We start from the raw sequence: 13,430 nt of genomic DNA on the forward strand, positions 1-13,430 counted from the left end.
CCTGGGTAGGAAGATCACCGCAGCCCGGGGAGCGGACCCTGGCATCGGCGACCCCGACCGGCACGCATCCAACGAGCCGGTCGCATGGTTGTCTTGAGGTCATATCGTAGGGATCACACAGGAAGAGCGGTCCAGTGGATTTCGGGTGGCTGATTTCGTGCGGCTCCCGGACACCGCGGCTCGACTCCGCGCATCAGGGCGGCCCCTCACTAGAATTCCGGTCATGGCGTCCTCGCCCACCAGGCGGCTCTCCCGGCGCCGGCGTCCGGTACGAGGAGGTCCGCGATCATGCGCGAACTGGCGGAAACGGCACGGCAGTGGGCGGCCCGGGGCCGTACGGGAGTCCTCGCCCGCCCCGTCACCGAGCAGGGCTTCGGCCCCCGGCACCCCACCGACGCGATCCTGATCGACGAGGGCGGAGACTGCCACGGCACCCTGTACCGCGGTGCTTTCGACGCCCATCTCGCCACCGAGGCGGCCGCCCTGACGGCAGGGCACACGGCACGCGTCTGCGCGGTGTCCGTCCACGACGAGGAGGTGAAACGGGCCGGCCTGACCTGCGGCGGACGGGCCGACGTCCTGCTCCAGCCCCTTGCGGCGATCCCCGCCCGCTGGTGGACCCTGCTGGCCGAGGGAGCCGACGCGGCACTGATCACCAGACTGGACGCCGGCCGGACCCGGGCGGTCAGCTTCGTTGCCGCACCGGACGACGGCACCGTGGCACAAGGGCCCGTCCAGGCCATGGAAAGGGCCCGCGAACTCCTCGCCCGCCGAAGGGCCGGCCGCGAGACCCACGCCACCGACGCCGGACTCGTCCTCATCGAGACCTTCCCGGCCGTACCGCACCTCGTCATCGCCGGCGGCGGCGAACTCGCCGAACTCCTGGCCGCCCAGGCACACCTGCTGGGCTGGCAGGCGACCGTGACGGTCACCGCCCAGGACACCGTCAAGCTGCTCGCCGACCGTCCGGCCGCGGCCTGTCTGATCGTCCTCAGCCATGAGCCGGACGTCGACATCCCCGCCCTGCACACCGCACTGACCGGCGGTGCCGCCTACGTCGGCGCGCTGGGCTCACGACGCACACAGGCCCGCCGAGCCCAGGCCCTCACCGAGGCCGGCCTCGACGACGCCCACCTCGGGCGCATCCACGGCCCGATCGGCCTCGACCTCGGCGCCCGCACCCCGGCCGAGACGGCACTGGCGATCTGCGCCGAGGTGCTCGCCGCCCTCGACGGACGCGAGGTCAGGATCCTGCGCGAGCAGACCGGGCCGACCGGTGCGATCGGTGACTGACGCAGATACCCGGGTGGTGCGAGGAGCGGGTTCGTAAATACAACTCTGATGAGCTTTCTGATCTCGTATTTGCGGCTCCCTTCGGTCGCTGTCCGGGTACGGTCGTGCGGGAGGTGGTCGGCCCGTGATCCAGATCGTGGAACACACACCGCAGGAAGGCCCGTACGCCATCGGAACCGCACTGGAGGCGGCCGGGCTGCCGCTGCGGGTCTGCCGGACCTGGGCCGGCGACCCGGTGCCGCACACCACGGACGGACTGGCGGCCCTGGTGGTGATGGGCGGACCGATGGCCGCCTACGCCGACTTCCCCAGCCGTACGGCGGAACTGGCGCTGCTGCGTGCCGCGCTGGAGGCCGAGGTCCCGGTGCTCGGCGTGTGCCTGGGCGCCCAGCTGCTGGCCGTCGCGGCCGGCGGCACCGCCCGGCCCGGCACCGGAGCGCAGATCGGCTGGGGCGACGTACGGACGGCGGCGGCCGCCCCCGCCGACCCGCTGTTCGCCGGCGCCCCCGGCCGACTGCGCGTGCTCCACTGGCACCGCGACACCATGGACCTCTCGGCCGAAGCGATCCTCCTGGCGTCCTGCGACCGCTACCCGGTCCAGGCGTTCCGGATCGGCCGCTCGGCCTGGGGCACCCAGTTCCACCTGGAAGTGGACGAGCCGGCGGTCGAGGCCTTCGCCGGGGCCTTCCCCGAGGAAGCGGCTGCCGCGCCCGGCCTGCTGGAGTCCGCGCCCACCGAACTGGCCGCCCCTGGCCCGGCACCGCGACGACATCTTCAAACGCTTCGCCGCCTTCGTCGCGGGCCGGTCCGAACAGACGACGACCCGTGCCTTCTTCACCCGGCGCGCGGCCACCTGGGAGGACCGCTTCACCGACGACGGCCCCCGGTACGCGGCGGCGGTCGGCCGGATGGGCCTGCGCCCCGGGCAGCGCGTCCTCGACCTGGGCTGCGGGACCGGCCGGGCGCTCCCCGCGCTGCGCGCACAGGTCGGTGTCGACGGCATGGTCTCCGGCGTCGACCTCACACCCGCGATGCTCCGGGCGGCCCTTCGCGAAGGCCGGGACGCGGACGGGCAGTTGCTGCTCGCCGACGCCTGCCGGCTGCCGCTGCGGACCGGCGCGGCGGACGCCGTCTTCAGCGCCGGCCTGATCAACCACGTCCCCGACCCCGCCGCGGCGCTGCGCGAATGGGCCAGGGTGACCACTCCCGACGGCGTACTCCTCCTCTTCCACCCGTCCGGCCGTGCCGAGCGCGCCGCCCGCCACGGACGCCCCCTGGACCCGGACGACCTGACGGCCGAGGAGAACCTCACCCCCGCCCTGCGGGTGGCAGGCTGGCACATCGAGGTCTACGAGGACGCCCGGCACCACTTCCTGGCACGCGCGACCGCACCCGCACCCTCGTCTGAGCACACCGCCCGCCGGCCCCGACACCCGCCCCGCCTTCTGTACGGCAGGGGCCCGGTCGGCGACCATCGGTGACATGATCCGCCGACCGCACCGCGCCCCCGCTCCCGCGGGCGCCCGTGGCCGGCGCCGGTTCCGCCCCGAAGCCTCATGTCGCGCGCACCCCGACCGAAAGGCCGAACCATGTCGACGATCAGTCAATGGCAGCTGCGGGCCGCGTTCGCGGTGCGGTTGTCGGAGATGTACGGGCAGGAGGTTCCCGCCTACACGACGCTGGTGGACGTCTCCCGCGAGGTCAACGAGGACGTCCTGCGCGCGCAGGGAGCCGACGCCGAACGCCTCGGGTCCATCGGCCGGGTGACCGCGGAGCGGCACGGAGCCATCCGCGTCGGCACCCCGCGGGAACTCCAGCAGGTCGCCCGCGTCTTCGGTGCCCTCGGTATGCACCCCGTCGGCTTCTACGACCTGCGGGAGGCCGCGGCCAGCGCCGTCCCCGTCGTCTCCACCGCCTTCCGCCCGATCGACGGCGAGGAACTCGCCCGCAACCCCTTCAGGGTGTTCACCTCGATGCTCACCCCGGCCGACCCCCGCTTCTTCGACGCCGGCCTGCGCGCACGTCTGGAGACCTTCCTCGCCGGCCGTCAGCTCTTCCCGCCGGAGCTGCTCACGCTGGCCGACCGCGCCGCGGCCGAGCGTGAACTGCCGGAGGACGACGCCGAGCGCTTCCTCCGACTGGCCGTCAGCGTCTTCGAGTTGTCGAAGGAACCGGTGGACCGTGCCTGGTACCGGACCCTGGAACAGGTCTCCGCCGTCGCCGCCGACATCGGCGGCGTCCGCAGCACGCACATCAACCACCTCACCCCGCGCGTCCTGGACATCGACGAGCTGTACCGCCGGATGACGGACCGCGGCATCGAGATGATCGACACCATCCAGGGCCCACCGGCCTGGAAGGGCCCGGACGTCCTGCTGCGCCAGACCTCCTTCCGCGCCCTGGCCGAACCCCGCCCGATGCGCGCCGAGGACGGCAGCGTCGTCGGCGGCGAACTGCGGGTCCGCTTCGGCGAGGTCGAGGCCCGCGGCATCGCCCTCACCCGTACCGGACGGGCCCTGTACGACGAACTCCTTGGCCATGTCGACGAGTTGGCGTCCCGGAGCCCCGTCGAGAGCCGCCACGACATCGCGCGTGCCGTGTGGGAGCGCCATATGCCCGGCAGCGAGGAAGAACTCGCGGCCGAGGGACTGGCGTACTTCACCTACCGCCTCGCCGACGACCGGCCGAGTGACGCCGCCACACCGCCCGCCGGTCTCGCCGAACTGGTGCGGCAGGGCTGGGTGCGCGCCGAGCCCATCGTCTACGAGGACTTCCTGCCCCGCTCCGCCGCCGGCATCTTCCAGTCCAACCTCAGCGGCCAGGGCACCCGCGACAACGAACAGACGGGCGCCGCCTACGACGCCGACTGGCTCTCCGGCGCCGTCGAACGCGAGGTCCTCGACCCCTTCGCCCTCTACGAGCAGCAGCAGAACCGCTCCCTCGCCCATGTCGCCCGCTCGCTCGGCCTCACCACCACCCTCCGCTGACCCGCCACCCCCTGGAGGACCACGATGACCAGCAACGCGCTGCCCACCACGGACGACCTGCGCGCCCGCGCCCGGACCTGCCTGCGGAACATCGGTGCGGAGGCGACGGAGGGCCAGGACTTCCCGGCCCGTACCCCCATCACCGGCGAGAACCTGTTCGGGTTGAAGGCGGCCACCGGCACCGACATCGAAGAAGCCCTCGCCGCCGCCCGTACCGCCTTCCTCGCCTGGCGCACCACACCCGCCCCACGCCGCGGTGAACTCGTCCGCCGGCTCGGCGAGTTGCTGCGCGAGCACAAGGGCGCTCTGGCCGATCTCGTCACCATCGAGGCGGGCAAGATCCACTCCGAGGCGCTCGGCGAGATCCAGGAGATGATCGACATCTGTGACTTCGCGGTCGGCCTCTCCCGCCAGTTGTACGGCCGTACGATCGCCTCCGAACGCCCCGGCCACCGCCTGGCCGAGACCTGGCACCCGCTCGGCGTGGTCGGCGTCATCTCCGCCTTCAACTTCCCCGCGGCCGTGTGGTCCTGGAACACCGCCGTCGCGCTCGTCTGCGGCGACGCCGTGATCTGGAAGCCCTCCGAACTCACCCCGCTCACCGCCCTGGCCTGTCACCATCTGCTGGCCCGGGCCGCCGACGAGGTCGGCGTGCCACGCGACGTGCACCGACTCCTGCTCGGGGACCGCGCGGTCGGCGAGAAGCTCGTCGACGACCCCCGCGTGGCCCTCGTCAGCGCCACCGGCTCCACCCGTATGGGCCGCGAGGTCGGCCCGCGGGTCGCCGCCCGCTTCGGCCGCAGCCTGCTGGAGCTCGGCGGGAACAACGCCGCGATCGTCGCCCCCTCCGCCGACCTCGACCTCGCCGTCCAGGGCATCGTCTTCGCCGCGGCCGGCACGGCGGGCCAGCGCTGCACCACGCTGCGCCGACTGATCGTCCACCGGGACATCGCCGACACCCTCGTCGAGCGCCTGGCCGCCGTGTACGGCAAGCTCCCCGTCGGCAGCCCGTTCGACGAGACGACACTGGTCGGCCCGCTGATCTCCACCACCGCGCTCGACGCCATGCGGCACGCCCTCACCCGTGTCCAGGCCCAGGGCGGCAAGGTCCTGGCCGGCGGGAACCGGCGCCTCGGCGAGGCGGCACCGGCGGCGGCCTACGCCGAACCCGTGCTCGTCCGCGTGGACGAACAGACCGACGTCGTACGGGAGGAGACCTTCGCTCCGATCCTGTACGTCCTCACCTACGACACCCTCGACGAGGCGATCGCGCTGCACAACGACGTCCCGCAGGGCCTGTCGTCCAGCATCTTCACCCGCGACCAGCGGGAGGCCGAGATCTTCCTGTCCGCCGCCGGCTCCGACTGCGGTATCGCCAACGTCAACATCGGCACCTCAGGAGCCGAGATCGGCGGCGCCTTCGGCGGCGAGAAGGACACCGGCGGCGGCCGCGAGTCCGGCTCCGACGCCTGGAAGGCGTACATGCGCGCGGCGACCAACAGCATCAACTACTCGGGTGAACTCACCCTGGCCCAAGGGGTCAGCTTCCTCTGACCCCGGCGGGTCTCCCACCACGGGTGGAGGTCTCTCCATCAACCCGTGGGTGGTGGTGATCCGCACCCCTCCCGGCGCAGCCTTGAGGCATGGGTTCACTTCACTCCGCACTCGTCGCTGTCACCGGCATCTGCATCGTGGTCTTCGCCGCGGCCTGGATCGCGGGTGCCGTCTACTTCGGTCTGAAGAGCCAGGGCGGCGTGCGGGGCTGGGGGCGCGGCCTGCGTCGCGCGTTGCCCCGCCGGGTTCTGCTGATCGCAGGCGCCTACCTGTTCTCCTCGTTGATCAGGTACTCCGGGGACTTCTGGCGCCATCTTCGGTACTGGCAGCCCGAGCTCGCGCTCCTTGGGGGTCTGCTCGCCGTCGCCTCCACGGCGCTGCTGCTGTGGGCCCGCTGGGTCCTGGGCACGATGTGGGCCAGTGTGCCGATGGTCCAGGAGCATCACGAGCTGCGTACGGACGGCCCTTACCGGCTGGTTCGCCATCCCATATACACCGGCTTGCTCGGACTGGTCGTCGGCGCCATGCTGGCCTGCGGCTTCGGCGTCTGGACAGCTGTCCTCGTGGTCGCCGTTCCCTGGCTGCTGCTCCGCGTCCGGACCGAGGACGCGCTCATGGCCGGCCGGTTCGGGGCTTCCTACGACGCCTACCGCGCCGGCGTCCCGGCCTTGATCCCGTGGACGCGTCCCGCGAGGACGGCGGCCGGGACACCGAGCTCGCGGTAGCCGTCGCCGTGCTTCCCGCGCTCCGTCACGGCTGCGGCTCGTCGGGCGCCCCGGCGTCCGGGCCGGTGTGGGGGGCGCCCGGCCTCCCGGTCGTTCCCTCGGGGAGCAGGAAGGCGGTGAGCGCGGCCGTGTCGTCCTGCAACTGGTCGTGGCTGTAGGCCAGCAAGTCCTCATGGAGCCGTTCCAGCAGCTCCGCGGGCGGCAGGGGCCCCCAGGAACGCAGCCGCTGGAGCAGGGGATAGAAGGAGCCGTCCGGATCCCGGGTCTCCGTGACGCCGTCCGTGTACAGGAGGAGCTGGTCGCCGGGGCCGAAGGGGTAGGTGTCGACGCGGTAGGGGTCCCGGACGAGCATGCCGAGGTTCAGCGGTGGCCCCGGCCGCCCGAGGTCCAGCTCACGGACCTCGCCGGGGCGGATGAGCAGCGGCGGCGGATGGCCGCAGTTGAGGATGCGGACGACCGTGTCGTCACCGCCGCCGGGGATCTCGGCGAAGACGGCCGTGACGAACCGTTCGGTCACCTCGCTGCCGCCCAACCGGTCGGCCCGGCGTGACATGCTGATGTCCACCCGCTCCACGAGGGCATGCAGGTCGGGTTCGTCGTGCGCGGCCTCACGGAACGCGCCGAGCATGGCGGCCGCGGTCTCCACGGCGAGCAGTCCCTTGCCGCGTACGTCACCGATGAGCAGCCGTACCCCGTACGCGGTCGGCACGGCCTCGAAGAGGTCGCCGCCGATCCGGGCCTCCGCGGCGGCGGACAGGTAGAAGCTCTCCAGCAGCAGGTTCCCGATCCGGTGCGGGACCGGTCTGAGCAGCACGCGCTGCGCGATCTCGGCCACGAACCGGACGTCGGCCAGGGTGCGTTCCCGGCGGGTCCGGTGCGCGGCGAAGATCGTGCCCAGGGCGCCCACCAGGGCCGTACACACATAGGCGGCGACGTAGTGCCGTTCCCAGATGTAGCCCACGGAGCGGCCCGCACAGCACGGGGTGCCGGCCAGCACCATCTCGAAACCGATGGCGAAGACGGTGGCGCCGGCGACGACGACCGCCCCATGTGCGAAGGCGGTCACCAGGGGGAGTGCGATCAGCAGGAAGCTCACCGGCCACTCCACCGGGGTGATCGGTTCGAGCACCAGCACGGCGACGACGTACAGGACGGGAAGCCAGCGCATCCACTTGGGGGAAGCGGGGGGAGCGGGCAGTGCTGAGTGGCGACCGTCGTGCCTCACCCGGGACTCCTGGCATACGAATCTCGACAAGACGCCCAGCCTTCCGGGCCGCCGCCCGCCGCGCCGGTGATTGCTCCACTCGGCGGCATGTTCCGGCGTGGCAGCAGCATTCGCGTCCAGTTACGAAACATTCGGGATTTTCCATTGGCATAATCGATCTTGAATTGGCTGATTGTCGACTCCTGTGATCGATAGCTGGAATTCAGTGCATTTGAGCTGCAGGAAAAACGCCTTGAGTGAATCGAAGGTTTCGAAATAATCACCGAAACTGTTGACAGGTGGCATGGCCAGACCAACACTCGCCCAGCAAGCCACACCCGCACAGGCCACACGAGGAGGCACTGCATGAACCCGCTCGACCACGCACTGAGCCGCCGCGGCGCAGGCGCCCTGCTGCTGGGCGCCGCCGCCGGGCTGGCCCTGCCCGGCACCGCCCGTGCCGCCACGGTCGTCACCACGAACCAGACCGGCACCAACAACGGCTACTACTACTCGTTCTGGACCGACGCGCAGGGCACGGTCTCCATGACCCTCGGTTCCGGCGGCAACTACAGCAGCAGCTGGCGCAACACCGGCAACTTCGTCTGCGGCAAGGGCTGGAGCACCGGCGCCCGCCGCAACGTGACCTACTCCGGCAGCTTCAGCCCGTCCGGCAACGGCTACCTGTCCCTCTACGGCTGGACGTCCAACCCGCTCGTCGAGTACTACATCGTCGACAACTGGGGCACCTACCGGCCCACCGGGACGTACAAGGGCAGCGTCACCAGCGACGGCGGCACCTACGACATCTACCTGACGACGCGGTACAACGCCCCGTCCGTCGAAGGCACCAAGACCTTCAACCAGTACTGGAGCGTCCGCCAGTCGAAGCGGACGGGCGGCACCATCACCACCGGCAACCACTTCGACGCCTGGGCCAGGGCCGGCATGTCCCTCGGCAGCTTCAGCTACTACCAGATCCTCGCGACCGAGGGCTACCAGAGCAGCGGCAGCTCCAACATCACGGTGGCGTGATGAGTGCCGCAGCGCAGCACTCGTCACGCCCCCTGCTGGCAACGGCCGCCGCGATCGCGCTGGCCGCCGCGGGTACCCTCGCCGTCGGCGCCGCTCCGGCCCACTCCGCCACCTGCGCCGGTTACGTCGGTCTCACCTTCGACGACGGACCGTCCACCGCCCACACCCCGAGCCTGCTCAGCGCTCTCAGGGCGAACGGGCTGCGGGCCACGATGTTCAACGAGGGCCAGTACGCGGCCGCCTACCCCGCCCAGGTCCAGGCCGAGATCGGGGCGGGCATGTGGGTCGGCAACCACAGCTACACCCACCCGCATCTGACCCAGGAGACCCAGGCGCAGATCGACTCGGAGATCTCCCGCACCCAGTCGGCCATCGCCAGTGCCGGTGGCGGGACACCGACCCTGTTCCGGCCGCCGTACGGCGAGACCAACGCGACCGTGCACACGGTCGAGGCCAAGTACAGGCTCACCGAAATCATCTGGGACGTCGACTCGCAGGACTGGAACGGCGCGAGCACCGACGCCATCGTGCAGGCCGTCTCCCGGCTCACGAGCGGCCAGATCATCCTCATGCACGAGTGGCCCGCCAACACCCTGGCCGCGATCCCGCGCATCGCACAGACCCTTGCGGCCAAGGGACTGTGCTCCGGGCGGATCTCCGCGCAGACCGGCCGCGCGGTCGCTCCCTGAGGACCACCTGAGCACCACCGGCACCAGGGGCGCGGCGGCGGTCCGTCAACCGCCGCGCCCTTCTCATGAGTTCGGATGACACCGGGATCTTCCGCCTCCTTCCGCCGATAGGGTCGCCGCCGTGGACTACTACGACCTGGGCCGTCACAGCCGGCGCGTGACGACGTCGTCCCCCGAGGCGCAGACCTGGTTCGACCGGGGACTGATCTGGACCTACGCCTTCAACCACGAGGAAGCCGTCCGCTGTTTCGAGGCCGCCGGCGCTGCGGACCCGGACTGTGCGATGGCCGACTGGGGCGTGGCCTACGCCCTCGGCCCCAACTACAACAAACCCTGGGAGTTCTTCGACCAGGACGACCTGGCCCGGACGGTGGAGCGCACGCACACCGCCGTGGAACGCGCACACGCCAAGGCCGCAGTCGCGACCCCCGTCGAACGCGCCCTCATCGAGGCGCTGCGCGCCCGCTACCCGCAGGCCGCGGCTCCGGACGCGGAGGCCTGCTCGGTGTGGAACACCGCCTACGCCGACAGCATGCGGGCCGTCCACGAACTGGCGCCCGACGACCTCGACGTGGCGACCCTCTACGCCGACGCCCTGATGAACCTCACCCCCTGGCAGCTCTGGGACATCCGCACCGGCCGGCCCGCCGACGGAGCCCGCACCCCGGAGGCCAGGGCCGTGCTGGAGCGGGCCCTCGACGCCGAGGCGGGCCCCCGGCACCCCGGGCTGCTGCATCTCTACATCCACCTGATGGAGATGTCACCCACGCCCGAGAGCGCCCTGCCGGTCGCCGACCGGCTGCGCGACCTGGTGCCCGACGCCGGGCACCTCCAGCACATGCCCTCGCACCTGGAGGTCCTCTGCGGCGACTACCGGCGCGTGGTCTCCGACAACGCCGCCGCCGTCGACGCCGACGAGAAGTACCACGCCCGCGCCGGAGCGTTGAACTTCTACACCCTCTACCGCTGCCACAACCTCCACTTCGGGATCTACGGCGCGATGTTCCTGGGCCGCCTCCAGGACGCCCTCGCCACCGCCGAACGGCTCGAAGCCGCCGTGCCGGAAGAACTGCTGCGTGTGGAGAGCCCGCCGATGGCCGACTGGCTGGAGGGCTTCCTCGCGATGCGGGTGCACGTCCTCATCCGCTTCGGCCGCTGGGACGACATCCTGCGTCTGCCGCAGCCCGCCGACCCCGTGCTGTACTGCGTGACCACCGCGATGCACCACTACGCGCGCGGAGTCGCCCACGCGGCCACCGGCAGGATCCCCGAAGCGGAGGCGGAACGCGCCCGCTTCCGGGGCGCGGTCGCCGCGGTCCCCGCCACCCGCATGCTGTTCAACAACACCTGCGCCGACATCCTGGCCATCGCGTCCGCGCTGCTGGACGGCGAACTCGCCTACCGCAAGGGCGACTTCGACACCGCGTTCGTCGCCCTGCGCCGCTCGGTCGACCTGGACGACAACCTCCCCTACGACGAGCCCTGGGGCTGGATGCAGCCCACCCGGCACGCCTACGGCGCCCTGCTCCTGGAACGCGGCAAGGTCGAGGAGGCCGAGGCGGTCTACCGCGCCGACCTCGGCCTGGACGACACCCTGCCCCGGCCGCTGCAGCACCCCGGCAACGTCTGGTCCCTGCACGGCTTCCACGAATGCCTGCAACGGCTCGGCAAGGACGGCGAGGCACGGATCGTGGCCCAGCAGCTGAAGCTCGCCGCCGCGACGGCGGACGTGCCGATCACGGCGTCCTGCTACTGCCGTACGGAGTGCTGCGGCACGCGTTAGAGCGCCCGCGCGACCAGCAGCGCCACGTCGTCGTGGTCGTCGGGGTGGCGCAGGCCGTGCAGCAGCAGGTCACAGGTCTCCTCCAGCGGCCGGTGGGGCTCGTCGAGGAAGCCGAGCAGCACGCCGAGGCGGTCGTCGATGGGGTGGCGGCGGGTCTCGACCAGGCCGTCGGTGTACAGGACCAGCAGGTCACCGGCGGCGAGGTCGACGGTGGTGGTCTCGAAGGGAATGCCGCCGACACCGAGCGGCGCGGCGGGCGGCAGTTCGAGCAGGGTGGCGGCGTGCCCGCAGTGCACCAGCGCGGGCGGCATATGACCCGCGTTGGCGAATTCGCAGCGCCTGGTGTGCGGGTCGTACACCCCGTACAGACACGTGACGATGTAGTGCTCCAGATCGCAGGTGATCTTGTCCAGATGCTGGAGCACCGCGGCCGGGGGCAGTTCCAGGTCCGCGTACGCGCAGGTGGCGGTGCGCAGCCGGCCCATGGTGGCGGCCGCGTCGATGCCGTTGCCCATCACGTCCCCGACGACCAGTGCGGTCCGCTCGCCCGACAGCGGGATCACGTCGTACCAGTCGCCGCCCACCTCGCTGGTCGCCTGGGCGGGCTGGTATCGGGAGGCCAGCTCCAGGCCCGTGTGGTGCGGCGCGTGGTCGGGGAGGAGGCTGCGCTGGAGGGTGAGGGCGGTGTTGCGGACGCTCTGGAACCAGCGGGCGTTGTCGATGGCCACGGCAGCCCGCCCGGCCAGCTCGGTGGCGAGGACCACGTCGTCCTCGTCGAAGGGGAGCGGATTGCGGGTGCGCTTGAGATCGAAGGCGCCGAGCACCTCGCCGTGCGCGATCAGGGGTACGACGAGGTACGAGTGCACCCCGGCCTGCGCCAGCAGGTCGCCCGCCTCGGCGTTGCGGGCGATACGCGACAGATCGTGCGCGCCGACACGGGGGACCAGGACCGGCCGTGCCGTGTGGACGCAGACGGTCACCAGCCGGTCGCCGTCGTAGGCGGCCAGGTCGCCGAGCGGATCGGCGGCACGCAGCGCGACCGTGGGATGTGCCGCTTCGAGGGCCAGGGCCCGGAACAGCTCCGGGCCGTTGTCCGGTCTGCGGGAACGGCGCAGCGCGAGCGCCGAGTCCAGCACGTCCACGGCGACCACGTCCGCGAGGACCGGAGTGGCGATCTCGGCCAGCTCATGGGCCGTACGCTCCACCTCCAGCGAGGTGCCCACCCGCGCCGAGGCGTCGGCGATGAGGGCGAGCCGTCTGCGGGCCCGGTCGGCCTCGGCGGCCGCGCGGTGCCGCTCGGTGACGTCGACGACCGAGGTCGCCGCGCCCAGGACCCGGCCGCCGTGGTCCTCCAGCCGGTAGAACGACAGCGACCAGGCGTGCTCACGCTCCGGATCCGCCGGGGGCCGGCCCACGTGGTACTGGTCGAGCAGCGGCGTGCCCGTGGTGAGCACCTGCCGCAGCGCCGACTCCACGGAGTCGATGTCGGGCAGCGGCAGGGCCTCCCGCAGATGGCGGCCGATGTGTTCCTCGGCGGGAATGCCGTCGATGCGTTCCAGCGCCGGGTTGACCAGCAGATAGTGCAGGTCGGGGTCGAGGAGGGCCAGGCCGATCGGGGACTGGTTGATCAGCCGCTCGCACAGCGCCAGGTCGGTCTCCACCCTTTGGAGCATCGTGTGGTCGGCCACGATCCCCAGTGCGTAGATGTCGCCCGCGTCGTCCATCAGCCGCATGCTGCGGAACTCCATGAGCCGGCTGCTGCCGTCCTTGTGGCGGACGGGGAAGGCGCCGGCCCAGCTCTGGCCGGTCTCCAGCACCTGCGTGAAGAGGCTCACCGCGGCCTTCAGATGGTCCGGGTGGACGAGCAGTCGCGCCGCGTACTCTCCCAGGGCCTCCTCGGCCGGGTAGCCGAAGAGTGCCTCGGCCTGCGGGGTCCAGAAGACGATCCGGCCCTGCGAGTCCAGTGCCACCGCGGCCACGCTCAGCACGTCCAGCAGACCCGTCGGGCGGGGCAGCCCGGGGCCGTACCCCGGGCGGCCGGGGCCGTCACCGGACCGCAGGGAACCCACAGCCATGCCTCAACCACCTCCATCGGCCGGCGGGGCCGATGCCGCTGCTGCGGCACTTCCATGCTGCCCCCGCCACACGGCCCACCCCAAC

9 protein-coding genes and 2 pseudogenes are annotated in these 13,430 nt (G+C 71.7%); 9 read left to right on the forward strand and 2 right to left on the reverse strand.

Features of this window, described 5'->3' with window-relative positions; genetic code table 11:
- Positions 1-288: 288 nt before the first annotated feature.
- The 6 genes and pseudogenes from EDD90_RS49965 (at position 289) to EDD90_RS49985 (ending at position 6,559) form a co-directional block, all read left to right on the forward strand.
- On the forward strand, positions 289-1,293 hold the full coding sequence (locus tag EDD90_RS49965) for an XdhC family protein (RefSeq protein WP_123979767.1): 1,005 nt from the start codon (positions 289-291) through the stop codon (positions 1,291-1,293).
- A 286-nt stretch (positions 1,294-1,579) separates the two neighbouring features.
- Positions 1,580-1,885: pseudogene (locus tag EDD90_RS58065) on the forward strand (gamma-glutamyl-gamma-aminobutyrate hydrolase family protein); the annotation flags it as partial.
- Between the two features lie 316 nt (positions 1,886-2,201).
- Positions 2,202-2,774 (forward strand): class I SAM-dependent methyltransferase, encoded by a 573-nt coding sequence (locus EDD90_RS56050; RefSeq protein WP_398928071.1) that lies wholly within the window; start codon positions 2,202-2,204, stop codon positions 2,772-2,774.
- 108 nt (positions 2,775-2,882) lie between these two features.
- Positions 2,883-4,280 carry a 2-oxoadipate dioxygenase/decarboxylase family protein gene (locus EDD90_RS49975; RefSeq protein WP_123979769.1) on the forward strand — a complete coding sequence of 466 codons (1,398 nt, stop codon included), beginning with the start codon at positions 2,883-2,885 and terminating at the stop codon, positions 4,278-4,280.
- A gap of 24 nt (positions 4,281-4,304) precedes the next feature.
- On the forward strand, positions 4,305-5,834 hold the full coding sequence (locus EDD90_RS49980) for an aldehyde dehydrogenase family protein (RefSeq protein WP_123979771.1): 1,530 nt from the start codon (positions 4,305-4,307) through the stop codon (positions 5,832-5,834).
- 89 nt (positions 5,835-5,923) lie between these two features.
- Positions 5,924-6,559 (forward strand): isoprenylcysteine carboxylmethyltransferase family protein, encoded by a 636-nt coding sequence (locus tag EDD90_RS49985; RefSeq protein ID WP_123979773.1) that lies wholly within the window; start codon positions 5,924-5,926, stop codon positions 6,557-6,559.
- A 25-nt stretch (positions 6,560-6,584) separates the two neighbouring features.
- Here the strand turns inward: EDD90_RS49985 and EDD90_RS49990 are convergent, their stop codons facing one another.
- The gene (locus EDD90_RS49990) at positions 6,585-7,727 is read right to left on the reverse strand and encodes a PP2C family protein-serine/threonine phosphatase (protein WP_123979775.1); all 1,143 of its coding nucleotides are present in this window, start codon (positions 7,725-7,727) and stop codon (positions 6,585-6,587) included.
- A gap of 402 nt (positions 7,728-8,129) precedes the next feature.
- Between EDD90_RS49990 and EDD90_RS49995 the strand changes: the two genes are divergently transcribed.
- The 3 genes and pseudogenes from EDD90_RS49995 to EDD90_RS50005 all read left to right on the forward strand — a co-directional run bounded on the left by EDD90_RS49995 (position 8,130) and on the right by EDD90_RS50005 (position 11,270).
- Complete coding sequence (locus tag EDD90_RS49995; protein ID WP_123979777.1) at positions 8,130-8,798, forward strand: glycoside hydrolase family 11 protein; 669 nt, start codon at positions 8,130-8,132, stop codon at positions 8,796-8,798.
- Positions 8,798-9,484, forward strand: a pseudogene (locus EDD90_RS50000) (polysaccharide deacetylase family protein); the annotation flags it as partial. The gene EDD90_RS49995 and the pseudogene EDD90_RS50000, both read left to right, overlap by 1 nt.
- Positions 9,485-9,608: 124 nt before the next feature.
- The gene (locus EDD90_RS50005) at positions 9,609-11,270 is read left to right on the forward strand and encodes a hypothetical protein (protein WP_123979781.1); all 1,662 of its coding nucleotides are present in this window, start codon (positions 9,609-9,611) and stop codon (positions 11,268-11,270) included.
- On the opposite strand, the gene EDD90_RS50010 is transcribed toward EDD90_RS50005, so the two are convergent.
- Positions 11,267-13,345 carry a SpoIIE family protein phosphatase gene (locus tag EDD90_RS50010; protein ID WP_123979783.1) on the reverse strand — a complete coding sequence of 693 codons (2,079 nt, stop codon included), beginning with the start codon at positions 13,343-13,345 and terminating at the stop codon, positions 11,267-11,269. The genes EDD90_RS50005 and EDD90_RS50010 overlap by 4 nt on opposite strands.
- Positions 13,346-13,430: the final 85 nt, after the last annotated feature.

Source organism: Streptomyces sp. Ag109_O5-1, from assembly GCF_003814875.1.
Lineage (GTDB): Bacteria > Actinomycetota > Actinomycetes > Streptomycetales > Streptomycetaceae > Streptomyces > Streptomyces sasae.